The following is a 23175-nucleotide window of genomic DNA, read 5'->3' as shown; positions in this document are numbered from 1 at the left end:
TCAGTGCCTCCCCAGCAATTCGGAAGCCGCCATGGCGCAGCTTCTGCCGGCGCTGGTGGCGGCGCGGCCATGCAGTTCGAACCAGTCGCTGTCCAGGCCGCAGCCGCAGTTCGTGCCGGGGTGCAGGGTGATCAGGTCGCTCATGACGACGGCATGGGCCGGGCTCGAGGAAATGTAGGGCGAGACCGCACTCAGCAGCCCCGGCCGGCCATAGGGCAGGACGGTGAAATCGGAGGGGCTACGTACAAATATCTTCGAATAGACCGGAACATGGAAATGATGGTGAGCGCATTCGAGGTAAGGCACCGGATGTTCGACCGCACCGTAACCGTCGCGGCAACGGGACAGATCGATCCCGAGTTGCCGATGGATTCGCTCGTACAAATGCTGGCGAGGGATTTCCTGCGCTGCGCTGGTTTTCCAGCCGCCGCCAAACAGCACCAGCGAATTCGCTGCCAATTGCAGGTTCGCCACTCCGGTGGCCTGCATGCGTTGCAGGGTCTGCCAGAGAAACGCCGGGAAACCGATGATCCGCACCGGCAGGCCTTCTTCGGCAAATGACTGTAGGGCCGAGATCACGCCGAAGCCGTCGAACTCGTGGCCGCCTCCGGTTCGTCGCAATGCGTAGGCCACGCGGTTGACCGGCGCGAACCGGCACAGGAACTGATCGGTGAACGACGTGCCCAGGGTGATGCTGGCTTCGGGCTCGTAGCTCAGCAGCAAGTAGTTGCACGGCGTGTGCGGACTGTCCCAGCCATAGTGGTGGAAAATCCGTTCAACCATGTATTGAGCGGCGGCCAGACTGCGCTCGTCATAACGCATGCGGCTTTTCTGGCCGCTGGTGCCTGACGATGTCAGTTCCAGTGCGTCTGCACCGGTCGGGCTGAGCAGTTGTTGCTGTTTGAAAAAACTGGCGAAGATCGGCGGCAGTCGAGACCAGTCGTCGAGGCTGTCCAGGTCTGCCACGGCCAACCCGTTGGCCTTCAGCCAGTGTTCATAACCGGGCGTGTGCTCGCTGTGAAACCGGCTGATTTCGGCCATGGCCCGATCAAAGAGCCCTGCCGGCACGGATTCCGGACAATAGGGTTGCGTCAACGCACAGAGTGCGTCGCTATGGGGGAAGTCGAACATCAGGCGTCCTTGTTATTGATGTGGCGAGGAAGCGGTTTCTGCCGAGGTGTTTCGAAGAAACCGGTACAGGAGGGGCAGGCTCAGCAGCCCGCCCACGGCCGCCCAGAGGGCGAAGGATTCGAGGCGGGCACCGCCGCCGATGGCCGCGATGAGTGAACCGCCAGCGGCCATCACTGCAATCGAGATCATGCCCACGGCTGCCGAGACCAGCCCCTTGCTGTCATCGCTGGAAAACAACGCAAGCCGATACAGCACGGCATTGCTCATGCCCAGGCCAACGGCATACAGCGCGAGGCCGGCAATCAGCAAACCGAGGGATACGCCGATCAGCGCGCCGCCCAGCAAACTCAGCAATCCGAGGCAAAACGGCCAGAGCGCGAGGCGAATCAATTGCGGCAGCTCGCGCGAGGCTAGCAACCGGTCAAGGAGCAGATTGCCGACGATGACTGCCGAAAAGATGGGGATCTGCCACAACGCGTACTCTCGCGTCGACAAGCCAAGCCACTGGATCAATAACAGTGGCGCGAGGCCGATCCAGGCGATCAACGGCAGGCTCATCAACCCGAGCGCAAGGCTCGCTCCAAGGAACTCCGGGTTGCGCAGCAGCGCCAGGTAGCGATGACGGGTCTTTCGCCAGGACAGCGGAATCGGGGCCGGGTGGCCGCCATCGCGACGAATCACTCCAATGGTTTCCGGCAGGCAGACATAGAGCCCGATCCATGCGATAGCGGCAGCCAGCCCCAGGGCCAGAAACAGGTCGCGCCAGCTCATCCACTCCAGCAACAGACTGCCGAGCAGCGGCCCCAGCAACGGTGAAAGCAGCGCGATATTGCCGAGCAACGCCATAAGCCGCACGGAATCGGCTTCAGAGAAGACTTCCTGGAGCGCGGGATAACTGACCGCGACCACGAACCCCAATCCCATGCCTTGCAACAGCCGTAATGTGTTGAACACTTCAATGCCGGGTGTGACGATCGCCGCAGCGCAGGTCACTGCGAAGAGCGCACAGCCGACGAGCAACAAAGGGCGCCGGCCAAACCGGTCGGACAGTGGCCCGATCAGCCATTGCAGGCAGACGCCTCCGATCAGATACAGGTTGAACGCATCGGGAATATGGCGTGGGTCGGCGCCGAGGTCTTCGGTGACGGTGAGCATGGCCGGCATGATCATGTCGCTGGCCATGTAGGTCAGCCACTCGAACAGCGTGATGGACAGACAGAAGCCGAGGGTTTTTAGCGGGGGGATATCGATGAGTGTTCTTTGCATGCGCTTCCATGGCCTTCAAAGGGGAGAGCGCAAAGGCTAGGGGCGAGGGGGCAGGTGTTCTATGTCATTGGTGTGACGATGCATGTCACAAGTTTGCGTGATGTTGCGAAAGGTGAATGTCCTATTGTTCTTGGCGAAACGTCCGACATTTTGATGGGGAGGAACTACGGAAAATGCCCACATCCTCGTGGGCATTTTTCACAGGTATTTAATCAAATGTTGCATTTGAAGAGACGATTGTCAGTGCTCTTGCGATGTCGGATTTACCGATGTTGGTAGTAACCAGGGCCTCCGCCGTAGTAGCGATGATCGCCATGCCAGCCGCCGTGGGGGAAAATGATGCAGCCGCTCAGTGTGAGCAGTGCCAGAACTGGAATCAGCCAGGTGATTCGACGCAGCATTTCAAAAGTCCTCATGGTTAACGCCGTATGGAGTCAAAACTCTTCATCGGCTGTAACATGTGACCTCGTTTGCAGCGGCGCATCCCCGTGACACGGTATGCCCATGGCATGAAAGCCGATACAAACCCGATACATTTCAAAGTTTCAGGAATTCGCAATGACTCAGTCGCAACGTTTGAAGTACTCGATTCTGATCGCCCTTACCGTACTGGCGATCATGTTCGGCCTGTCCTGGTTGCAGAACGCCGGGATGATCAGCCAGAAAGTGTTCCAGTACATCGCTATTGGCGTGGCGGTGGTCGTGGTGGTGATCAACGGGGTGATGCGCCGCAAGGTCAAACCCTGACGGCGCTCGAGAAGGGAATCAATCGCTGTTGAGGACGGCGGCAGCCTGTGGATGCAGGCTGTAGCTCTTGTCGGCATTGAAGGTGATCACACCTTCGGCGCACAGGCGCTTCAAGACTTCGCGCACGCTGAGAAAGGACAGCGGAATGCCCAGTTCCAGCAATTGGCTGTGGACACCGCGCACACCCAGGCTGCGCTCGCTCTCGGCGGCGACCAGCAGGGCATCGATGACTTTCAGGCGAATCAGGCTGGTGCGCAGGCCGAAGCTCTTGAGCAGCAGGCGAATACGTTCATTGCCGTGGCGTTCGACTCGTGGTCCGAATACGCCGGCGTGCGAACCCATGGAAGCTCCTTGTGGTGCCTGGCTACCGTCCGATGGTAGTTGCGGGATGTACATGCGATTTCTCCTTTTCAGAGCCTGATCAGGAAGGGTTATGGGTGCTCTCTCTAAACAAGACGTATCAGCCCGACAAATCATGAAGCGAAAAATGTAGAAAATTTGTCGATGATTCGTCTTTTCTCCGTGATCCGGGCTTTAAACGGTCTGGTAATCCCCTAAATTTTTTTTCATCGGTTTCGTTTCCCGGTCAGGCTCATTGCGCGTGGACGCGTGGGTGATTTCTGGGCGGAGCTGCTGCGCATGGCTTTTCGATCACGGCGCGCTCCGCTCTCAGGCATTTCGATCAGGAGCGAGCGTGATTATTTCCAGGCAGTTAACCGGGCTGACCCTTGCCGGCATGTTTCTCGGGCTGAGCCTGTCGGCGCAGGCGTTCAGTCCTTCCACCCAGGCCGGGGCCGACATTCGTCGCACGGGATTTGGCGTACCGCACATCCGCGCTGAAAACGAACGTGGCCTCGGATTCGGCATCGGTTATGCCTATGCGCAAGACAATCTGTGCCTGCTGGCCAACGAGATCGTCACGGTCAATGGTGAGCGGTCGCGCTACTTCGGGCCGGATCAGTTGACTGTCGAAGAGCGCGAGAACCGCGTCAGTGACGTGTTCTTCCAATGGCTCAATACCCCTCAAGCAGTCAGTGCCTTCTGGCAGGCGCAGCCGGTCGAAGTGCGTGATCTGGTGGAGGGTTATGCCGCCGGCTACAACCGCTATCTGGCCGAGCGCCGCCGGCAAGGGCTGCCGCAACAGTGCCAGGGCGAATGGGTGCGTGATATTGCGGCCGAGGACCTGGTGAAGCTGACGCGTCGGCTGCTGGTCGAGGGCGGCGTCGGTCAGTTCGCCGAGGCACTGGCCGGGGCCACGCCGCCGCAAGCCACTGCACAAAACCCGAGTCATGCCCGCGCCTATGACCTGGCCGCCACGCGCCTGCAACGTTTCGCCCTGGACCGCGGCAGCAACGCAGTGGCCGTGGGCAGCGAGCGTTCCTTCAACGGCCGTGGAATGTTGCTGGCGAACCCGCATTTTCCGTGGGTCGGTGGCATGCGTTTCTATCAGATGCACCTGACCATTCCCGGCAAACTGGACGTGATGGGCGCGGCGCTGCCGGGTCTGCCGATGATCAACATCGGTTTCAACCAGCACCTGGCCTGGACCCACACCGTTGACTCGTCCAAACACTTCACGCTTTATCGCCTGCAACTCGATCCGAAAGATCCAACCCGTTATGTGCTAGATGGCAAATCGTTGCCGTTGAACAAGCAAACGGTGACGGTGCAGGTCAAGCAGGCGGACGGCCAGGTGACGCCGGTATCGCGGGATATCTACAGCTCGCAGTTCGGCCCGATCGTGCAGTGGCCGGGCAAGCTCGACTGGGACAACCAGTACGCCTACAGCCTGCGCGATGCCAACCTCGACAACGATCGTGTGTTGACGCAGTGGTACGCGATGAACCGCGCCGCCAATCTCAAGGATCTGCAGGATTCGGTGCACAAGATCCAGGGCATTCCGTGGGTCAACACCCTGGCGGTGGATGACAAGGGGCAGACGCTGTACATGAACTTGTCAGTGGTGCCGAACGTCAGCGCCGACAAACTGGCCAGGTGCAGCGATCCGCGTATCGGCCTGCAAATGATCGTCCTCGACGGCTCCAACAGCGCCTGCGCCTGGGACATCGATCCGCAGGCGGCGCAGCAGGGCATTTACGCGTCGAGCCAATTGCCGCAATTGCTGCGCAAGGATTTCGTCCAGCACTCCAACGATTCGGCCTGGCTGGCCAACCCGGCGCAACCGCTGACCGGTTTCTCGCCGCTGATCAGTCAGGAAGGCCAGCCACTGGGGCTGCGCTCGCGTTTTGCGCTGGATCGCCTGGCGACCCTGAGCAAAAAAGGTTCGGTGTCGGTGCAGGACCTGCAACACATGGTGATGGATGATCAGGTGTTTCTCGCCGGCCAGGTGCTGCCGGATCTGTTGAAATTCTGCGCCTCGCAAACCAGCGCCGAGGCCGAGTTGAAATCGGTGTGCAGCAGTCTCAAGGCCTGGGACGGTCGGGCGAACCTGGATTCGGGAATGGGCCTGGTGCATTTCCAGCACATCATGCAAGCCTTGCAGAAATCGCCAGCAATCTGGCGTGTGGCGTTCGATCCGAAGGATGCGCAGCACACCCCGCGCGAACTGGCGACTGAAAAGCCCGAAGTGGCCAAGGCGTTGCGCGAAGCGATGCTGGCGTCAGCCGAATCGGCCGGCAAGATGGGCCTGACTGCGCAAACCCGGTGGGGCGATGTCCAGGTGGTCAGCAGTGGTGGTCAGCAGACGCCGATCCATGGCGGCCCGGGTACGCTGGGGATCTACAACGCGATCCAGAGCGTGCCGCGTGAGGACGGCAAACTCGAAGTGGTCAGCGGGACGAGTTATCTGCAAGTAGTGACGTTCGACGACAAGGGGCCGCACGCTCAGGGCCTGCTTGCGTTCTCGCTGTCCAGCGATCCGGCGTCGAAGTACTCGCGGGATCAGACCGAAGCCTTCTCGAAGAAGCAGTGGAGCGTGTTGCCGTTCACCGAACAGCAGATCAAGGCCGATCCGCAGTATCAGGTGCAAAGCGTGCGTGAAGAACTGGATAAGGCAGGAAAGGTAGCGGCGCAGTAATCAGTCGTCACGATGTCGCAACACGCACTGAAGGCCGCTCCCGCAAAGGGGCGGCCTTCAGCTTTTTGGCGGTTGCTGCGGCATCGGGTTGATCACCGGGTTGCCGTCCTGGTTGCGGGTGATGAACACCGGCAGGACTTTGGGCATCGAGCCGGCGAAGCTGTTCAGCTCCTTGATGTTGTAGATGCCGCCGACCCGGATCGAACCCGTGGCGCTGTCGGCCAGCATCAGCGGTTTGTCCAGGTAACGGTTGATCAGTGGCAGGGCTTCGTTCAACGCCAGGTTGTCGAGGATCAGCTTGCCGCTGCGCCAGGCCAGCGAAGTATCGCTGGCGTAGGTCTGGCTGATTTGCGGCATGTAGTCGCCGTGCTTGTAGCGAGCCTGCATCGAAGGCCCCAAACGCAGGCCGTCACCGGACAACTGAGTGTTGCTGGTGACCAGTACGGAACCCTCGACCAGATTGACCTTCACCTGGTCTTCATACATCCAGACGTTGAACCGGGTACCGGTGACGCGAATCCTGCCTTCGGCCGCCTTCACGATGAACGGGTGGCTCAGGTCGTGGCTGACTTCAAAGAATGCCTCGCCCTTTTTCAGGGTGACCCGGCGCTCGTCCTTGTAATTGCTGAAGGTCAGATCGGTATTGAGGTTCAGCTCGACCTGACTGCCATCGCTCAAGGTGACGTGGCGGACGTTGTCGGTGGCCGCGAAATGCTGATAGCTGTTGGGCAGCCAGCCAAGGTTCCATCCGGTCCAGGCCGCCAGCGGCAGCGCCAGCGCGCAAACGGACGCCGCTACCGCATATTGACGCCAGGTCCGGGCCGGTGGCCGGATCGGCACGATTACCGCTGGCTCCGGGCGCGGCAGGTGTTCGGCGACATCCCAGATTTCCAGCATGGCCTCGTATTCGAACGCGTGCAGCGGGTGCGCGTCGCGCCATTGTTCGAATGCCAGCCGTTCCTCGGCGGTGCAATCGACGGCGTGCAGGCGCATGCACCAATGCGCAGCGGCATCGGTGATCGCATCGTATTCGGCTTCGGAAAGGGTGTTCTGGGTCATTGACTCGTCCTGATTTGCTGCATTCTAACCTTGACGGGAAGGTGGCGAGAACCGGGGTCATGGCGATTTCCCATCAATGAGGCGCTGCTTCCTCCGTCATACCCCTGAAACACGGGATGTATTGAGCACAGTATTCACGATGCAGAGTGAAAAAATGATCAAAAGCGCACTGTTCGCATTTGCGCGCGGGCGCCGGGCCCGCGTGCAACGTGCGTCAAGGGGACTGAACCGGATCGAGCTGCCGGCCGATTTCGCAGATCAGGCGGGCGATGGAGTCGGCGTTGCGCAAGATGACGTCGATTCGCACGTCCGGCGTCTGCGGATCGAGAAAGGCGTTGCGAGCTTCCTGCATGGTTTTGCTTCCCGTCAGCTTCAGAACTTCTTCACTGATGAGCTGCATGTCCGGGACCTTGTCGATGTCGACCCAGGACTTGAGTGTCGTATTCCATTCGGCGAACAATTGTGCCCGGGGAGTGCTCAGAGACAATGCAGATGTCTGATCGAACTGCAGCTCCTGAAACAGTAACGCTCCAGGAGCCGTGATGGTCGAGATCAGGTCGCTGAACGGCTCCCGAGCTCTTAACGAGGCGATATCCAGCGCCTTGCTGTACTGGTGGGAAAACTCGTGAATCAACGTTGACGCCTGTGCATGGCCATCGACATCGAATGCCTCCAGCAAATGGTTTTTGAACTGACCCAGTTGCTGGTCAAAAAAGTGCTCGGTGAAATGCACCAGTTTCTTCTCGTCACCGTCCAGTACGAACGCAATCACATCGTGCATGAACCGGTTCGAACCGACGACAAATCTATCGGAATCCAGCAACTCATCGGCCGGATCCACCAGCGCCCGACAGATCGGCAGGATCGTCGCGCTGATCTTGGCAAGTGTTGCGGTAGTGACGGTTGGCACATCAAAAAAACGTTCAATGAATCGGCTCACCCGGGGATTGTCGGTGCCGTGGCTGAGCGGTGTCAGATTATGCAGGCAGTAGAAGGCATAGCGCCGCGCAAGGTCGATGGCGTTTACCAGCATCCTGGCCTTGTCCGGGTATTTCAGACGGATTTCGTCCATCCCGCGAGCCTCGATGTTCAGCATCGTGCGGCGCAGTCGGGAAATGGTGTTGCGCTCGGCCAGCTTTCTGAAGGCCTGGCCGTAGTGGACGGTCTGATGCGTCGGGCTCTGTACCATGGCCAGACCGCTTTTCTGAAACCGGAAACTGTGTTTACCGGCACCCGTCAATTGCCAGGATGAGTCGCGTTTTGTGACCTGATAGACCTTGCCGTTGATGGCTGCATAGTCGCGATTCGTGTCGGGCTGGTGGTAGGTTCCCGTTGTCGAGCCGTACGCCAGATCCTTGAGCGCAACGTGGGTGGCTTCGAAAGATTGCATCACGGTGCGTATTGGCGAAGTCGGCTCCACTTCAGCGATATCGGGCGACGCGGCTTCACGGGTTTGTTGCCCGGCAGTTGCGGCATCGGTCGAAATCTCCGGCAGCAACGCCATCTGCACCATTTGCACGCCGCCGGCAATAAACGACTGCATGGCCCGTTTCCAGTGATGGTCCTGCAAGGCTTCGGCCGAGTCTTTGAACTCGTCGTAGGCGCGCCAGAGAAAGGGCACAAAGGCCAGTTTGCCTTGCAACGTTGTCGCGACCTGCCTGATGCCATGGCTGAACAGGGTCTTGACGTTTTCCCAATCTGACTGTGCTTCGCGTTCTGTCTGTGATTCGAGCTGCTGCTGCAGGAGCTTGAGGTTGTCGTTATACAGCTGCTCCAGCAGGTTGCCTTCGATGGGGTGACTGGCCAGGGTCATTTCGCTGGTCTGGCCCGCCGTGGCTGCCAGCAGGCTGCGAAAAACCGCCTGCCGGCCGGCGGGCAGGCGCCGAAGCAACAGGTTCTGCAGAGGCCCCGGTGTATTCAGGGCTGCGATCAGTTCCATCTCGGTCCTGAATTCGTGAAACAGCTGTTCGGCATACGGCGCGTACAACACCAGAGGCCCATCGTGCCGCTGACCTGGAGCAAAGACGTAAAGTCCCAACGCGGTTTCTGCGCTGGCACCGATTGTCTTGACCAGTGCCAGCGGGCTCACGACGACATGGGCACCGGACACGGTGGCGCGAGCATAGCCATCAGGCATGTCCAGTGCCTGGCAGACCTGGGTATAAGCGGCAGTCGACAAATGCTGCTGAAGTTTCAATGCGTGGGCATGCTGCATCAATTGCCAGGGCACCTGGCGGAAAAAGCGTTGCTTGCGTTCACGACCTTCAAGCGTGTCCGTCGAGAGAGCCGCCGCTACCTTGTGTCCAAAGGTCGTCGGGATCTCCAGCGACAGCAGCAATTGATCGACCGCTCTGCGATCCAGTCCGGGAGGCAGCGATTCGGTGGTTTTCGACACCACCTTGTAACCCGTGCCCTGGAGTACGTTGACGTGATTGAGGGCAAAATCGACCAGGTTGCGGGGAGGGCCGGCCAGCGCCAGATTGGGGATGATTTCGATCTGTCGGGGATCGAGGTGCTCGTTCGGAAAGCGCAGGGCGAGCGAGGTTTTCAGTGCGTGTTCGACATGCTCGACCAGCGGTGTGACGCCTGTCAGGTAATCCTTGTCGTCGACGACATTGCGGTTCCAGCGTTCAAGCAGTTCGACGTGTCGCTTCTGATCCATGACCGGGGCCATACTCAGCCAGGCAGGAAATGTCTGTTGGTTCTCGATGGCCCGGGCATGTTCACTCGCCAGGCGCAGGTTGGTCTGGGGTGGCATCCCGCGCAGCGCTGACAGGGCCTTTTCCCGTTTCGTGCTGTCCTGCAGGCGCTGACGTACCTGTTCGCATCGCGACAGATAGTGCTCGACGGCCGACTGAATACGGTCTTGCAACACGTTGCCATGAAGGGTGCGCAACCGCCCGAGGGTATAACGCTGATGGGGCTGGTACTGCTCGGGAAGGATGTTCTCCAGCACTGACAGGCTTTGAACGTTGTCGAGCAGCCGCCTGTTCAGCGTCTGTCGGGCATTGGCGACGCTGTCGAAAGCCTCCAGCCCCAGTGCCGGCGTCCACAACACGGCACGTCCCGAGTGACGGGCGTCGAGGCCGCCGCGTTCGGTCATGAAGACGCAATGGGCCAGGGGCCAGACGGTCTTGCCGTCGGGCGTCTCGAGGGTGAGGGCAAAGGCATCGGGCCGGAAACCTCCAAGCCCCGGACGTTCCAGGCGACTCGGTCGGTCAGCGTTGATGACGGTTTCGACGACGGCCTGGGCCCAGGCCGGCAGACTGCCACTCGATGCCCTGAGACGGGCTTCACCGTTCACGCCGACGAACCAGGCATGGGCCAGATCCGCTTTCATGTTCTCAAGCCAGGCGCGCTGGGTGTCCCGGGTTGTCATGGGCTGTCTGTCGAGATTTTCCAGCAGTGGCGTCTCGACCGCATGGTACGTCCTGATCGCCGCGCGGGCCTTGTCGGCCAGAAGGATCGAAGGCTGCTGGCTGCCGGACCAGACCGGTTGTGTGCTCCAGCGCCCCTGGGCATCGAGTTGCAGCAGATGTTCGTGAATCATCGAGCGGATATCCACGCTCTTGTCGAACAGTGCATGGAGGTTTACCGCTCCGTCGCTCAGACGAAACACTTGCAGGGCGTACTCGACGTTCTGTCGTTGCTTGGTGATGATCGATTCGCACAGGAACCGGAACACCTCGCCGGCCACCCGGTCTCCCGAAACCTGAGGCCGATCGAAGCCCAGGAAGCGGCTGCGTTCCTCCAGGCTCAGCAGGGCATAGAGTTCATCCTCGTGGCCTTCGGCAACGAACTTGCTCTGCAGGGTCGCTTTCAGGTCCTGATAGTCCTTGAGCTGGTGCAGTCCTTGAGATGGCGTGTAGAGAAACGCATCAGAACCGCTGCTGATCATCAATGAGCCTGCCAGCTCGACATAATTGGCCGGGTTTTCCCAGAGGCGAACGGTTTCGGTGATGGGGGCAGAAGGGTGCTCGGCTGTCGGCCGGATCAACTGATGCAGCGTGTCGAACTGGTTTGCGTCGAGGATTCCGGCTTCGCGCTTGCGCATCCAGTCGACTCGCGCCTGATCCTCCAGTACCCGGGCCAGGAAAGCACGGCGCGTCGAACCCAAGACTGCGGCAGCGTTCCAGTAATGTTCCAGCTGCCGGAAGAGCAACGCCGGCAACATGCCGGAGGCCTGGATGACGGCATTTCTCCATTGTTCCTGGTCATGGGGGCCCGGTGTCCTGGCGGGATGGGAAAACCCGGGCTGGCGAGTACCCAACCAGCGCTGGTGGCGGTAGTGCAGCAACACGGCCTCGCTCAGGCTCATGGAGTCGACCCGGGGGACATCACCGGCGGGCTCGGAATTGCCATCCGTGTCTTGAGCCGAGTAAACGCTGACCCGGGTGCGACTCTGCTGCAACGCCCCGAAGTGGGGCTGGAGCAGTTCATCCAGTGCGCTGTCCAGCAATTGGGTGAGAGTCGGCAGTTTCTTCAGTTCGTCCAGCACGGCCTGGGCATTGAGCAACGGACCTTGCCTGAGGGAGGTATCGCGTTCCTCGAACACATCTTCTTCGATGATCGAAAACGTCACCGAAATGCGCTCGGCATCCTGCAGTCGTCGTTGCTGGGCCAGCGGTAGAAAGGCCAGCAGGGTGTCCTGATCGTCGACTGTTCTGAGGCGTGCTTCGAGCTGTGCCCTCAGGTTGGCGCGACTGTGATATTTGCGGATGCCGTCGTACGGGGTGTAAAGGATCTGGCCCTTGTCGTAAGGGGTTTCACTCAGAACGAATGCGCCTGGCAGCGTGACGGGTAACTGGTTGTCGGCGGTGAGCAGAATACGTTCGGCCAACATCGGCGGCCTCTGCTGGCGCCGTAATCTATCGGACGCCAGCCGGACATCGGCCAGCCAGCGGAAATCCTTGTCTTCAAGGCCGTGGATTCTGCCCAGTTCGGGCCACAGCCCCGGGGAGTCGAGGGCTTCTGGGAACAGCAATGCGGGTGTGGGCATCTCAAGTCTCGAAAAGTGTGCGTGGGCACGTGAATGGCGAGACGTGAGGCTAGGGACCGGGGAGCCGTCGCAGGTGGTATATGAATATTGCCTGGAAGTTTCACCACAGACATTGCAGGGTTGACAGGCCACCGGCTGCCCGTGGTTAATCCGGATGCGTCAGTTCGTACGCTGTTGTTCCCTCCAATAATTATTCTGGAGCTTCAGATGTCTGCGCCACACGATCATGCGATCTCGTCCACGGTGTCCCTGGACGAGCTGACTCAACTGCTGGAAACGATCTTTATCCGTCACGGCACCTCGGCCGAGGTGGCCGCAACGCTGGCCGCCAATTGCGCCAACGCCGAGCGGGACGGCGCCCACAGTCATGGTGTATTCCGGATCCCGGGATATGTCTCGACCCTCAACAGCGGCTGGGTCAACGGCAAGGCTGTGCCAAAGGTCGAGGACGTCGCATCAGGGTTTGTCAGTGTCGATGCCGGTAACGGTTTCGCCCAGCCTGCGCTGGCGGCGGCACGTCCGCTGCTGGTGGAAAAGGCCCGCAGTGCCGGGATCGCGATATTGGCGATCCGCAATTCCCATCATTTCGCCGCGCTGTGGCCGGACGTCGAGCCGTTCGCCGACGAAGGCCTGGTGGCGCTGAGCGTGGTCAACAGCATGACCTGTGTGGTGCCCCACGGCGCCGACCGCCCCCTGTTCGGCACCAATCCCATTGCTTTCGCTGCGCCTCGGGCCGACGGAGCGCCGATCGTGTTCGACCTGGCCACCAGCGCCATCGCCCACGGCGACGTGCAGATCGCCGCGCGCAAAGGTGAAAAACTGCCGGCGGGCATGGGCGTGGACAGCCTCGGCCAGCCGACCTGTGATCCGAAAGCGATTCTCGAGGGCGGCGCCTTGCTGCCGTTTGGCGGGCACAAGGGCTCGGCGTTGTCGATGATGGTTGAGCTGTTGGCGGCAGCGCTGACCGGTGGCAATTTCTCGTTCGAGTTCGACTGGAAGAACCATCCCGGGGCCAAGACCCCGTGGACCGGTCAGTTGCTGATCGTGATCGACCCGAGCAAGACCGCCGGGCAGAGCTTCGCCGAGCGCAGTCAGGAGCTGGTCAGGCAGATGCATGGGGTAGGGCTCAAGCGTTTGCCGGGTGATCGGCGGCATTTGCAACGGGCCAGATCATTGGCCGAGGGCATCGTGCTGGATGAGCAGACCCTGGCGCAGTTGCGTGAACTGGCGGGCGAATGACAATTGAGCGGACATGAAAAAGGCGAGCCCGATGGCTCGCCTTTTTTGTTCTCGCTCAGCGGCGGCCGAGCAACAGACCGACCACCAGACCGAAACCGGCGGAAATCGCCACGGTCTGCCACGGGTGGCCACCGATGTAGCTCTCGGTAGCGTCAACCGCCGGTTTGGTGCGGTCACGCACGCTGGACACCGAATCCAGTGCCTGCTGCAGTTTCAGGGCGATTTGTCCGCGCAGGGTTTCCGCTTCCTCGCCGACCAGTGAGGCACTGCTTTTGAGCAGTTTGTCCGACTCTTCGATCAGAGCCTGAAGTTCGCTGAACGCTTGATCCTTGATTTGGTCTTCAGCGGCTTGAACGGCGCTTTTGCGGGCCATTGGGTGACTCCTTGCAGGTGAATGGACAGTGAACAATGGAGTGTGGCGCTGCTTGAAAAGTTGCAGTGAATTTCTTTCAGGAAGAAAAACCAGCGCCGGAGATTTCCGTCCAGCGTGTAAGATGTCGCCATTTCATGCAGCAGGTAATTCCCCATGAGCTTCAATCTGGCCGACAAATCCCTCGCAGAGCGCGCTGCGCTGGAAGACGAGAAATCCCGACTGTTCGAACTCTGGCAGAACAATCTGGGCAAAGCCAAGGGCGAAGCCGCACGATTGTTCGGCGAGCGCTCCAAGCGCAAGGGCAAATGGGCCGAATTCGTGCGCGCCGAGCTGGACGGCATGTCGCCGCCGGAGTTCGCCAACATGGTGCGCAGTGAAGTCAACCGTTTGATGGCGGCCAACAAGTAATCATTCGGTCTTGAAACTGGCGACAATCGCTTCGCGAACCTTCAGCACCACCGGATCGATCTGGGTATTGGTGCGCCAGCCCAGTTCGACCGGATAACGCGGCAAGGCCAGCGGGCAGGGCAGCAGGGCCAGCCCGCTCAGGGACGCAATGGCCTGCGCCGCGTGGGTCGGGATGGTCGCCACAGCGGTACTGCCCTTGAGCAGATGCGGCAACGCCGCGAAATGCGTGGTCGAGGCGCACACCCGGCGACTCAAGCCGAGCGCCGCCAGCCCCTCATCGGTGATCCCGATAAAACCGCCCGACGACACCAGAATGTGCTCCCGGGTGACGAACTCCTCCAGACCGATCTGCTGCTGGCCGGGCGCAAGGCTCGCCGGATCCACCAGACACGCGTAACCCCCTTCACCCAAGACCTGACGGCTGAGCAGCCGCTCGGCGAACCCGCCCGCGGTGATCGCCAGGTCAATGCTGCGCTCCATCAGGGCCCGGGCGACGATCTGGCTGTGGGTCTGGCGGAAGATCAGACGCAACTTCGGCGCCCGTCGCCCGATTTCTTCGATCAGACGCCGCCCGTAGGCGATTTCGAAATCATCCGACAGCCCGATACTGACCGAGCGCCCGTCGTACTGATTGGCTGCCGGGTCGACCATCGCCAGGCTCTGCCGGCACTTGTTCAGGGCATCGCTGACCACCGGTTTCAACTGATTGGCCTTGAGCGTTGGCGCAAGACCCCGACCGGTGCGCACGAACAATTGATCGCCATACACCTCGCGCAACCGGCGCAACGCGGCGCTAACCGCTGATTGCGTCACACCCAGACGTAATGCCGCTCGGCTGGCACTGGACTCTTCATGCAGTGCTTCAAAGACTTTCAGCAGGTTCAGGTCGACGGAAGCGATATTCATTTGGTTCATATCATTCAGCAGTGAGTCGGGCTTTATTCATGATCCCGTGGCGCCGGAGAATGAGCAACACCTGAACTTTACGGAGTGACCGCCATGCCCAAATCAATCGTTGCCGCCCTGCAGATCGGCGCCTTGCCAGGTGGCAAGGGGGAAACCCTGGAACAGATCCTGAGCTGGGAAGGCGCCATCATCGAGTCCGGTGCCGCGCTGGTGGTGATGCCCGAAGCGCTGCTCGGCGGTTATCCGAAAGGCGAGGGCTTCGGCACGCAACTGGGTTATCGCTTGCCCGAAGGGCGCGAGGCCTACGCCCGTTATTTCGCCAACGCCATCGATGTGCCAGGCGTGGAAACCGAAGCACTGGCCGGACTGTCGGCGCGCACCGGGGCCAATCTGGTGATCGGTGTGATCGAACGGGCCGGCAGCACCCTGCATTGCACCGCCCTGTATTTCGACCCGCAGGCGGGCCTGGTGGCCAAACACCGCAAACTCATGCCCACCGGCACCGAACGGCTGATCTGGGGCAAGGGCGACGGCTCGACCCTGCCGGTGCTCGACACTCAGGTCGGCAAACTCGGCGCAGTCATCTGCTGGGAAAACATGATGCCGCTGCTGCGCACCGCGATGTACGCCAAGGGCATTGAGGTCTGGTGCGCGCCGACCGTGGATGAGCGCGAGATGTGGCAAGTGAGCATGCGCCACATCGCCCATGAAGGGCGCTGCTTTGTGGTCAGCGCCTGTCAGGTGCAGGCCTCGCCGAATGAGTTGGGCGTGGAGGTTGCCAATTGGCCGGGGGATCGACCACTGATCGCCGGTGGCAGCGTGATCGTCGGGCCGATGGGCGATGTGCTGGCCGGGCCGCTTCGGGGCGAGGCCGGATTGCTCACCGCCGAGATCGACACCGATGAACTGGTGCGGGCCCGCTATGACTACGACGTGGTCGGCCACTATGCACGGCCGGATGTGTTCGAGTTGAGCGTGGACGAGCGCGCCAAACTCGGTGTGCGCTTCACCGCTTGAGGCGCTGCTGTTGCCACTCCTCACGCGTGATTTCCCAGATTTCCCGTGGGAAGCGGCCGCTGACGAAGTCATCCTCGTCGGTGCGGATCAAGCGCATGCCGGTGCGCTCCGAGAGCTTGCGCGAGCCAATATTCGGTGCGGCTTTCGGCACGCGCATCAGCGGTTGATCGAGGGTTTCGAACCAGTAGCGGGTCACGGCTTCGCTGGCTTCGGTCATCAGGCCCTGGCCCTGCCAGTCGGGGGCGAGCCAGAACCCGCGATGGTTGTCCGGCTCGTCCATCAGGCTGATGTTGCCGATCAATTGCTCGGGTGCCGACTTGAGACGAATCGTCCAGTGCCACTCTTTGCCTGCCGCAATCGCCGGCAGCGCAATGTCCCGCAGGTAGGTGAGGGCGCCATCGTCCGGATAGGGCCAGGGCACCAAAGCGTTCAGGTAACGCACCACTTCCCAGTGCGCAAACTTCTGCTGGATGGCCTCGGCGTCGGCCAGCTCCAGCGGGCGCAGAATCAGCCGTTCGGTGTACAGCGTGGGCGTGTCTTCCATAAACCTGAGCCTTCCGTTTTATTCCAGTGAGCGCCGCAGGCTACCGCATCTTTACCAGTTTGCGGCACTGGCTCGCGGCAGGCTGAGCTTGCCACTGTCGACAAAACGCATGGTGCCAAACACACCGCCCGCCAGTTTGCCGCGCAGCACATAAGGCAGGTTGTCGAGGGATTGCGTCTGGCTCAGCCCCAGGGTCTGGCGCAACACCGAGAATGCCGAAATGCTCACCGGGACGCTGACGATGGCTTCGGAGAACCGTGGGATGGAACCGCTTTGATCGCTGACACCGGACGCAAACGAATGCCCGTTCACGTCAAGGTCCAGCGCGATGCCGTTGTAATCGATGGCGGTTTCGTTGGGGTTCTGCACCCGCAGCTTGATGGCGAAGCGCACTTCCAGGTCCTGGCTCGGCAGCGGTTCGACGCCGACCACGTTGATGTTCACCGGGTCACGGTTGGGAAACAGCGCACAAGCACTGAGGGAGAGCAGAAGCAGGGACAGGATGACGGCTTGGATACGACGCATTGATGCTCTCTCATTGAAAAAGGGCTGAACCGTTGCCGGTATCAGCCCTTTTTTCATCGAGCGGACAGGATCAACGGTTCAACTGTGCGACAGCGGCCGGGGAGGCAGGTTCAGCTTTGGCCGGCATGTCGGGGTTTTCCATGACCTGAAGGATAGAGGCTTCCGGGTCGAAATCATCCTCTTCCAGTTCGATGAACTCTTCCGGCAGGAAGATGTTCAGCACGATCGCACACAGCGCGCCAACGGTGATCGGCGATTCGAAAATATTGCGCAGCGCCTGCGGCAGTTCGCGCAGCACTTCCGGCACGGCGGCGATGCCCAGGCCCATACCGACGGAAATCGCCACGATCAGCATGTTGCGCCGATGCAGGCCGGCCTCGGCGAGTATCTTGATCCCGGCCACCGCCACGGTGCCAAACATCACCAGCTCCGCGCCGCCCAGTACCGGTTTCGGCATCAATTGCAGCACCGCGCCGATCATCGGGAACAGGCCCAGCAGCACCAGCAGACCGGCAATGAAGAACGCCACGTAGCGGCTGGCCACGCCGGTGAGCTGAATCACCCCGTTGTTCTGGGCGAAGGTCACCATCGGCATGCTGTTGAACACCGCAGCCATCGCCGAGTTGAGGCCGTCGGCCAGCAGCCCGGACTTGATCCGGCGGATATACAACGGGCCTTTGACCGGTTGCCGGGAAATCATCGAGTTGGCGGTCAGGTCACCGGCAGCTTCCAGCGGCGACACCAGGAAAATCACCGCCACCGGCACAAACGCCACCCAGTCGAAGTTGAAACCGTACTTGAACGGCACCGGCACGCTGACCACCGGCACTTCGGGCAAGTTGGCGAAATCCACGGTGCCCATCAGCCACGCCACCACGTAGCCGAGGGTCAGGCCGATGACGATCGCGCCCAGGCGCAGGAACGGCACGTCGACCCGATTCAACACCACGATGGTGCCCAGCACCAGCGCCGCCAGGAACACATGGCTGCCCGCGCCCAGATCCGCCGCGCCGAAGCCGCCGGCAATGTCGGTCATCGCCACTTTGATCAGCGACAGGCCCATCAGCGTAATGATGGTGCCGGTCACCACCGGGGTGATCAGCATGCGCAGCTTGCCGATGAACTGGCTCAGCACCACTTCGATGAACGCGGCAAAGAAGCACACGCCGAAAATGGTCGACAGGATTTCATCGGTGCCGCCGCCCCGGGCCTTGACCATGAAACCGGCGCTGAGAATCACGCTGATAAAGGAAAAACTGGTGCCTTGCAGGCAGAGCAGCCCCGAGCCGACCGGGCCGAAACGCTTGGCCTGGACGAAGGTGCCGAGGCCGGACACAAACAGCGCCATGCTGATCAGGTAAGGGATTTCACTTTGCAGACCGAGGGCGCCGCCCATGATCAGGGTCGGGGTGATGATGCCGACGAAGCTGGCCAGCACGTGTTGCAGGGCGGCAAACACCGTCGCGGTGAAGTGCGGACGGTCGTTGAGACCGTAGATGAGATCGTTGTTGCGCGGGGCTTTTTCAGAGACGGTCATGGTGGTTTGCGTGCCGCAATGCGGGGCCGGGTCGGAAAATGGGTGCGCAGGATGCCGCAAGCGCGGGGCGAGGGCAACGCATTAAAACTGCCCAAAAGGTCAGGTTCGACCAAAGGCTGACAGCAGATCTTCCTCAAACGCCTTCTGCGCATCCCCCGGCACCTGTGCCCGATGGCGAGCCAGATGGAACGCCACTTCGAAGCTCAACTCGCCTTCCAGCACCGGACGCAGCAGCCCTTTTTCCTGCCATTGGCGGGCGTAATGGCTGGGCAGGTAGCCGACATGTTTGCCGGACAGAATGAAGGCGAGGGTGCCTTCGACTTGTTCCGAACGTGCCGAGCAGACCTTGCCCTGAAACGGTTCGTCGCTGCGCAGAAAACGATACGGATGATCGACCCGGTCACAGGCCTGCAATGCTGCGTCATCGGGGGCATCGTTGGTGAACAGCGGATGGCCGGGCGCGCAATACAGATGCTGGGTTTCGCTGAACAATTCGCGGTAATCAAAGGCGCTCTGCACCTGGGAGAAGTAACCGATGGCCAGGTCCAGCCGTTGTTGCAGCAGCAGGCGCTCCATTTCACCGGGCATGGCGCTGATCAGCTCGATACGCACCGATTCGTCCCGTTCACGAAACCGCCGGATCGCCTCGGCCACCCGTTGCAGCACCGATTGATCGACTGCTTCCGACAGACCCAGCCGCACTTCACCGATCAGGCGCCCGGCCACGCCGTTGGATTGATGGCGGAAGGTTTCAATGGAATCGAACAGGCTTCGGGCAGCAATCAGCAGTTGCTCGCCTTTGGGCGTCAGGCTGAAACCGCCCTTGCCACGGTTGCATACTCGATAGCCGAGACGGGTTTCCAGCTTGGCCATTTGCTGGCTGATGCTCGACTGGCTCAGCCCCAGCTCACCTTGGGCGGCGCTGAAACCGTTGGACTCGACCACCCCTAGAAACAGGCGCAGCAGCTGCAAATCGACATCGTGGAGTTGACCGAGCATCACATTAGCCTTGGATAAAGTCAGGTTAACAAACTTGATATTTTTGCAATGTATCCGACGGCGCATCCTGCCACCACTTCCTCTGGTCAGGTGTTCGTCATGGCTCCCTTGTTCAAGCTGTGTTTGCCCGCGCTGTTGCTCTCCGTCTCCATCGCCGCCCAGGCCGAGGAGAAGACGCTCAACCTCTATAGCTGGGCCGATTACGTAGCGCCCGACACCTTGCAGCGCTTCGAAAAGGAAACCGGCATTCACGTGCGCTACGACACCTTCGATACCTCCGAGGTGCTGGAAACCAAACTGCTGACCGGCGGCAGCGGCTACGACGTGGTGGTGCCGTCGTCCAGCGTGCTGGCCCGTGGGTTGGCCGCCGGTGCCTTGAAGGAAATCCCTCACGAGGGGCTCAGGGGGTACGCCAATCTCGATCCCGATCTGTTGGAAAAACTGGCGGCGGTCGATCCCGGCAATCGCTACGGCGTGCCTTACACCTGGGGCACCCTCGGCCTGGGCATGAACGTTGAAGCGGTCAAACAGCGGCTGCCGGATGTACCGCTCAACAGCCTCGATCTGCTGTTCAAGCCTGAATTCGCCAGCAAGCTCAAGGACTGCGGGATCGCCATTCTCGATTCGCCGCAGGAAGTGATCGGTCTGGCGCTGCACTACCTCGGCAAAGATCCCTACAGCACCGACAAGACCGATCTGGCCGCCGCCGAAGCCTTGTTGCAGAAGTTGCAGCCCTCGGTGCTCTACGTCGCCACGGGCCGGCAGATCAGTGATCTGGCAAACGGCAGCGTATGCCTGGCGCTGACCTACAACGGTGACGCGAGCATGGCCGCCGATCAGGCGCGCAAGGCCAACAAGCCGTTCGAGGTGGCCTACCGGATCCCGAAAGAAGGCACGCTGGTGTGGCAGGACAACCTGGCCATCCCCAAGGACGCGCCGCACCCGGAGGCCGCGCGGGCCTTCATCGAATTTATGTTGCGCCCCGAATCCGTGGCGGCGCTGACCAACACACTGTTCTTCGCCACTGCCAACCAGGCCGCGACGCCGCTGGTGGACGAAGCAGTGCGCAACGATCCGGACATCTACCCGAAACCCGAAGTGCGCGAGCGGCTGTACGCCGACCGCAGCATGGGCCTCAAGGACATGCGTCAGCGCACGCGTCTGTGGACCACTTTCCGTAGCCATCAATAACCCTGGATAAATACCAAAGGAGCACATCGATGGACGTGCCAATGCAAAACGATCAGGCCCTGACCCGTGACAGCCTCTACGGCACCGCCGCCGAAAGCACCTACGCCGGGATTACAAGTTTCATGCGCCGGCGCTACAGCCGCGACTTGCGCGGCGTGGACGTGGCGGTCAGTGGCGTGCCGTTCGACACCGCCACCAGCAACCGTCCAGGCGCGCGTTTCGGGCCGCGCGGGATCCGTGCGGCGTCTACCGGGATCGCCTGGGAACGGCACTGGCCCTGGGCGTTCGACCCGTTCGATCATCTGGCGGTGATCGATTACGGCGATTGCGACTTCGATTACGGCTCGCCGCACACCATTCCGGAAAGCATCGAAGCCCACGCCGAGCACATCCTCAGCTCCGGCAGCGCGATGCTCACCTTCGGCGGCGATCACTTCATCAGCTATCCGCTGCTCAAGGCCCATGCGCGCAAGCACGGCACGCTGTCGCTGATCCACTTCGACGCCCACAGTGACACCTGGCCGGACGAGGGCGGCAAACGGGTCGACCACGGCACCATGTTCTGGCACGCGGCGCGGGAAGGGCTGGTGGATCCGGCGCGTTCGGTGCAGATCGGTTTGCGCACCACCAATGACGATCATCAGGGCTTTCAGGTGCTGGACGCACGGCAGGTGCATCGCCGTGGCTGCGAAGCGATTGTCGAGGCCATTCGTGCACGGGTCGGGGACAACCCGGTGTACCTGACTTTCGATATCGACTGTCTGGATCCGGCCTTCGCACCGGGCACCGGGACTCCGGTCTGCGGCGGGTTGAGCACGGTGCAGGCGCTGGAAATCCTCGGAGGCCTGCGCGGGATCAATCTGGTGGGTATGGACGTGGTGGAAGTGGCCCCGGCTTACGACCATGCGGACGTGACATCGCTGGCGGCGGCGACGCTGGCCATGGAGATGCTGTGTCTGTACGCGGCAAGGCACAAAGTCGACGCGTGACCGGCTCCGAGCCTGGTGAAAGCTCCTGACAATTTCTGACACCAGGCTCTGCTAAGCTCCGGCAAATTTCCGTCCAGAGCCCCGCATCGTGTCGCGAACCACTCGTCTACTGACTTTGCTGCAAGTGCTGCGTGGCAAGAAACGCCCGGTGACCGCGGCGACGCTGGCATCCGAGCTGGAGATCTCCGAACGCACCCTCTATCGCGACATCGCCGAACTGACGGCGCTCGGCGCGCCGATCCATGGCGAGGCGGGTATTGGTTATGTGTTGCGCAGCGGTTTGTTTCTGCCGCCGCTGATGCTCAACGCCGATGAGACCGAAGCCATCGTCCTGGGCTTGCGTTACGTCGATCAGCGTGGCGACGAGGTCCTGAGCAAAGCCGCAGCGGATGCGCTGGCAAAAATCGCGGCGGTGCTGGATCCGCAGGCTCAGGAAGCCTTGCGCAATCCGACGGTGATGCCCGGGCCGCCGGGTTACGGGTTTCCGCAGAACGTGGTGCCGTTGAATGTGTTTCGTCAGGCAATTCGCGATCAGGCCAAGCTGCACATCGATTACGCCGACGCACAGCAGGTGCCGAGCCAGCGCTTGATCTGGCCTTTGGCGCTGGGGTTTCTCAACGAGGTGCGGATCATCGTCGCGTGGTGCGAGTTGCGCAGCGCGTATCGTACGTTTCGCACCGACCGGATTGCCGCTGCCAGCCTGCAGGGCGAGCGTTATCCGGGACGTCGCAGCGACCTGCTGCGCACCTGGCAGCGGCAGATGCAACTGGACGACAACGGGCGTTTCACTCCTGACAAAAACTGACGCAGGGCTGTTCTAGGATGGCGTCAGAACCGAAAACAAGGAGTTGCACTCATGTTCCATCCCACCTCGATACTCGCCCCGGCCATCGTTGAGTACATCAACGCCGCCAATGCTCGCGATACGTCCCGGGTTGGCAGTTTTTTTGCCGAGGATGCCCATGTGTTTGATGAAGGCCGCCATCAGGTCGGCCCGCAGGCCATCGCCGACTGGATGCAAGACACCGCCCAACGCTATCAGCCGCGGGTCGAGGTGCTGGGCGTCCAGCAGCGCACCGGCAAAGTGCTGGTGCAAGGGCTGATTTCCGGGACGTTCCCCGGCAGCCCGCTGGAGCTGCGCTACACCTTCCGCCTTAACGAGCAGGGCAAAATCGCACGGCTGGATATTTCCGTGTAGCCATCGTGGC

The 23175-nt window shown here is 61.1% G+C and carries 21 protein-coding genes; 9 read left to right on the top strand and 12 right to left on the bottom strand.

Going from position 1 to position 23175, the window contains the following annotated elements; all coding sequences use genetic code 11:
• The 3 genes from CAG02_RS02655 to CAG02_RS29755 form a co-directional block, all read right to left on the bottom strand.
• The gene (locus CAG02_RS02655) at nucleotides 1–1131 is read right to left on the bottom strand and encodes an acyl-protein synthase (protein WP_085708194.1); all 1131 of its coding nucleotides are present in this window, start codon (nucleotides 1129–1131) and stop codon (nucleotides 1–3) included.
• Between the two features lie 12 nt (nucleotides 1132–1143).
• Nucleotides 1144–2397: an MdfA family multidrug efflux MFS transporter gene (locus tag CAG02_RS02650; RefSeq protein WP_085708193.1), complete on the bottom strand. Its 1254-nt coding sequence runs from the start codon at nucleotides 2395–2397 to the stop codon at nucleotides 1144–1146.
• Nucleotides 2398–2660: 263 nt separating this feature from the next.
• Nucleotides 2661–2798 carry a hypothetical protein gene (locus tag CAG02_RS29755; protein ID WP_167443772.1) on the bottom strand — a complete coding sequence of 46 codons (138 nt, stop codon included), beginning with the start codon at nucleotides 2796–2798 and terminating at the stop codon, nucleotides 2661–2663.
• Between the two features lie 157 nt (nucleotides 2799–2955).
• On the opposite strand from CAG02_RS29755, the gene CAG02_RS02645 reads away from it, so the two are divergent.
• Nucleotides 2956–3144 carry a hypothetical protein gene (locus tag CAG02_RS02645; protein WP_085708192.1) on the top strand — a complete coding sequence of 63 codons (189 nt, stop codon included), beginning with the start codon at nucleotides 2956–2958 and terminating at the stop codon, nucleotides 3142–3144.
• An 18-nt stretch (nucleotides 3145–3162) separates the two neighbouring features.
• On the opposite strand, the gene CAG02_RS02640 is transcribed toward CAG02_RS02645, so the two are convergent.
• Complete coding sequence (locus CAG02_RS02640; RefSeq protein ID WP_085708191.1) at nucleotides 3163–3540, bottom strand: fe2+ zn2+ uptake regulation protein; 378 nt, start codon at nucleotides 3538–3540, stop codon at nucleotides 3163–3165.
• A gap of 298 nt (nucleotides 3541–3838) precedes the next feature.
• Here CAG02_RS02640 and CAG02_RS02635 point away from each other — a divergent pair, with 298 nt between their 5' ends.
• Complete coding sequence (locus tag CAG02_RS02635) at nucleotides 3839–6181, top strand: acylase (protein WP_085708190.1); 2343 nt, start codon at nucleotides 3839–3841, stop codon at nucleotides 6179–6181.
• Nucleotides 6182–6238: 57 nt separating this feature from the next.
• On the opposite strand, the gene CAG02_RS02630 is transcribed toward CAG02_RS02635, so the two are convergent.
• Both CAG02_RS02630 and CAG02_RS02625 read right to left on the bottom strand, forming a co-directional pair.
• Entirely contained in the window at nucleotides 6239–7240 is a 1002-nt protein-coding gene (locus CAG02_RS02630) for a FecR family protein (RefSeq protein ID WP_085708189.1), read from the bottom strand.
• A 214-nt stretch (nucleotides 7241–7454) separates the two neighbouring features.
• Entirely contained in the window at nucleotides 7455–12239 is a 4785-nt protein-coding gene (locus CAG02_RS02625) for a dermonecrotic toxin domain-containing protein (RefSeq protein ID WP_085708188.1), read from the bottom strand.
• A 207-nt stretch (nucleotides 12240–12446) separates the two neighbouring features.
• Here CAG02_RS02625 and CAG02_RS02620 point away from each other — a divergent pair, with 207 nt between their 5' ends.
• Nucleotides 12447–13478 (top strand): Ldh family oxidoreductase, encoded by a 1032-nt coding sequence (locus CAG02_RS02620; protein ID WP_085708187.1) that lies wholly within the window; start codon nucleotides 12447–12449, stop codon nucleotides 13476–13478.
• Between the two features lie 55 nt (nucleotides 13479–13533).
• On the opposite strand, the gene CAG02_RS02615 is transcribed toward CAG02_RS02620, so the two are convergent.
• Nucleotides 13534–13851 carry a YqjD family protein gene (locus CAG02_RS02615; RefSeq protein WP_016982860.1) on the bottom strand — a complete coding sequence of 106 codons (318 nt, stop codon included), beginning with the start codon at nucleotides 13849–13851 and terminating at the stop codon, nucleotides 13534–13536.
• A 153-nt stretch (nucleotides 13852–14004) separates the two neighbouring features.
• On the opposite strand from CAG02_RS02615, the gene CAG02_RS02610 reads away from it, so the two are divergent.
• Complete coding sequence (locus tag CAG02_RS02610) at nucleotides 14005–14259, top strand: hypothetical protein (protein WP_007957535.1); 255 nt, start codon at nucleotides 14005–14007, stop codon at nucleotides 14257–14259.
• Here the strand turns inward: CAG02_RS02610 and CAG02_RS02605 are convergent, their stop codons facing one another.
• A complete protein-coding gene (locus CAG02_RS02605; protein WP_085708186.1) occupies nucleotides 14260–15174 on the bottom strand; it encodes a LysR family transcriptional regulator in 915 nt (304 codons plus the stop codon). It lies immediately after the preceding gene.
• An 84-nt stretch (nucleotides 15175–15258) separates the two neighbouring features.
• On the opposite strand from CAG02_RS02605, the gene CAG02_RS02600 reads away from it, so the two are divergent.
• Nucleotides 15259–16182 carry a carbon-nitrogen hydrolase family protein gene (locus tag CAG02_RS02600; RefSeq protein ID WP_085708185.1) on the top strand — a complete coding sequence of 308 codons (924 nt, stop codon included), beginning with the start codon at nucleotides 15259–15261 and terminating at the stop codon, nucleotides 16180–16182.
• On the opposite strand, the gene CAG02_RS02595 is transcribed toward CAG02_RS02600, so the two are convergent.
• From CAG02_RS02595 to CAG02_RS02580, 4 genes are all read right to left on the bottom strand, one after another.
• Nucleotides 16172–16726 carry a GNAT family N-acetyltransferase gene (locus CAG02_RS02595; RefSeq protein ID WP_085708184.1) on the bottom strand — a complete coding sequence of 185 codons (555 nt, stop codon included), beginning with the start codon at nucleotides 16724–16726 and terminating at the stop codon, nucleotides 16172–16174. The two genes, CAG02_RS02600 and CAG02_RS02595, sit on opposite strands and share 11 nt — an antisense overlap.
• 51 nt (nucleotides 16727–16777) lie before the next feature.
• Nucleotides 16778–17251 carry an LEA type 2 family protein gene (locus CAG02_RS02590; protein ID WP_085708183.1) on the bottom strand — a complete coding sequence of 158 codons (474 nt, stop codon included), beginning with the start codon at nucleotides 17249–17251 and terminating at the stop codon, nucleotides 16778–16780.
• Nucleotides 17252–17321: 70 nt separating this feature from the next.
• Nucleotides 17322–18788, bottom strand: coding sequence for a nucleobase:cation symporter-2 family protein (locus tag CAG02_RS02585; RefSeq protein WP_085708182.1), 1467 nt, complete (start codon nucleotides 18786–18788; stop codon nucleotides 17322–17324).
• Nucleotides 18789–18887: 99 nt separating this feature from the next.
• Nucleotides 18888–19787 (bottom strand): LysR family transcriptional regulator, encoded by a 900-nt coding sequence (locus CAG02_RS02580; protein ID WP_085708181.1) that lies wholly within the window; start codon nucleotides 19785–19787, stop codon nucleotides 18888–18890.
• 99 nt (nucleotides 19788–19886) lie between these two features.
• Here CAG02_RS02580 and CAG02_RS02575 point away from each other — a divergent pair, with 99 nt between their 5' ends.
• From CAG02_RS02575 to CAG02_RS02560, 4 genes are all read left to right on the top strand, one after another.
• A complete protein-coding gene (locus tag CAG02_RS02575; protein ID WP_085708730.1) occupies nucleotides 19887–20978 on the top strand; it encodes a polyamine ABC transporter substrate-binding protein in 1092 nt (363 codons plus the stop codon).
• A gap of 29 nt (nucleotides 20979–21007) precedes the next feature.
• Nucleotides 21008–21967: an agmatinase gene (gene speB, locus CAG02_RS02570; RefSeq protein ID WP_064381781.1), complete on the top strand. Its 960-nt coding sequence runs from the start codon at nucleotides 21008–21010 to the stop codon at nucleotides 21965–21967.
• An 88-nt stretch (nucleotides 21968–22055) separates the two neighbouring features.
• Entirely contained in the window at nucleotides 22056–22772 is a 717-nt protein-coding gene (locus CAG02_RS02565; protein WP_085708180.1) for a YafY family protein, read from the top strand.
• Nucleotides 22773–22823: 51 nt separating this feature from the next.
• On the top strand, nucleotides 22824–23165 hold the full coding sequence (locus CAG02_RS02560; protein ID WP_085708179.1) for a nuclear transport factor 2 family protein: 342 nt from the start codon (nucleotides 22824–22826) through the stop codon (nucleotides 23163–23165).
• Nucleotides 23166–23175 lie beyond the last annotated feature (10 nt).

Origin of the sequence: Pseudomonas sp. R43(2017), from assembly GCF_002112345.1 — a bacterium.
Lineage (GTDB): Bacteria > Pseudomonadota > Gammaproteobacteria > Pseudomonadales > Pseudomonadaceae > Aquipseudomonas > Aquipseudomonas kribbensis.
Note: the sequence above shows the minus strand (reverse complement) of the source record. Positions and strands in the feature narration are given on the sequence as shown.

Coding starts and splice junctions, on each gene's coding strand:
- CAG02_RS02655 (WP_085708194.1), bottom strand. CDS start 1,131: ATGTTCGACTTCCCCCATAGCGACGCACTCTGTGCGTTGACGCAACCC.
- CAG02_RS02575 (WP_085708730.1), top strand. CDS start 19,887: ATGGCTCCCTTGTTCAAGCTGTGTTTGCCCGCGCTGTTGCTCTCCGTC.
- CAG02_RS02610 (WP_007957535.1), top strand. CDS start 14,005: ATGAGCTTCAATCTGGCCGACAAATCCCTCGCAGAGCGCGCTGCGCTG.
- CAG02_RS02630 (WP_085708189.1), bottom strand. CDS start 7,240: ATGACCCAGAACACCCTTTCCGAAGCCGAATACGATGCGATCACCGAT.
- CAG02_RS02620 (WP_085708187.1), top strand. CDS start 12,447: ATGTCTGCGCCACACGATCATGCGATCTCGTCCACGGTGTCCCTGGAC.
- speB (WP_064381781.1), top strand. CDS start 21,008: ATGGACGTGCCAATGCAAAACGATCAGGCCCTGACCCGTGACAGCCTC.
- CAG02_RS02590 (WP_085708183.1), bottom strand. CDS start 17,251: ATGCGTCGTATCCAAGCCGTCATCCTGTCCCTGCTTCTGCTCTCCCTC.
- CAG02_RS02625 (WP_085708188.1), bottom strand. CDS start 12,239: ATGCCCACACCCGCATTGCTGTTCCCAGAAGCCCTCGACTCCCCGGGG.
- CAG02_RS02605 (WP_085708186.1), bottom strand. CDS start 15,174: ATGAACCAAATGAATATCGCTTCCGTCGACCTGAACCTGCTGAAAGTC.
- CAG02_RS29755 (WP_167443772.1), bottom strand. CDS start 2,798: ATGCTGCGTCGAATCACCTGGCTGATTCCAGTTCTGGCACTGCTCACA.
- CAG02_RS02615 (WP_016982860.1), bottom strand. CDS start 13,851: ATGGCCCGCAAAAGCGCCGTTCAAGCCGCTGAAGACCAAATCAAGGAT.
- CAG02_RS02595 (WP_085708184.1), bottom strand. CDS start 16,726: ATGGAAGACACGCCCACGCTGTACACCGAACGGCTGATTCTGCGCCCG.
- CAG02_RS02640 (WP_085708191.1), bottom strand. CDS start 3,540: ATGTACATCCCGCAACTACCATCGGACGGTAGCCAGGCACCACAAGGA.
- CAG02_RS02650 (WP_085708193.1), bottom strand. CDS start 2,397: ATGCAAAGAACACTCATCGATATCCCCCCGCTAAAAACCCTCGGCTTC.
- CAG02_RS02600 (WP_085708185.1), top strand. CDS start 15,259: ATGCCCAAATCAATCGTTGCCGCCCTGCAGATCGGCGCCTTGCCAGGT.
- CAG02_RS02580 (WP_085708181.1), bottom strand. CDS start 19,787: ATGCTCGGTCAACTCCACGATGTCGATTTGCAGCTGCTGCGCCTGTTT.
- CAG02_RS02560 (WP_085708179.1), top strand. CDS start 22,824: ATGTTCCATCCCACCTCGATACTCGCCCCGGCCATCGTTGAGTACATC.
- CAG02_RS02585 (WP_085708182.1), bottom strand. CDS start 18,788: ATGACCGTCTCTGAAAAAGCCCCGCGCAACAACGATCTCATCTACGGT.
- CAG02_RS02645 (WP_085708192.1), top strand. CDS start 2,956: ATGACTCAGTCGCAACGTTTGAAGTACTCGATTCTGATCGCCCTTACC.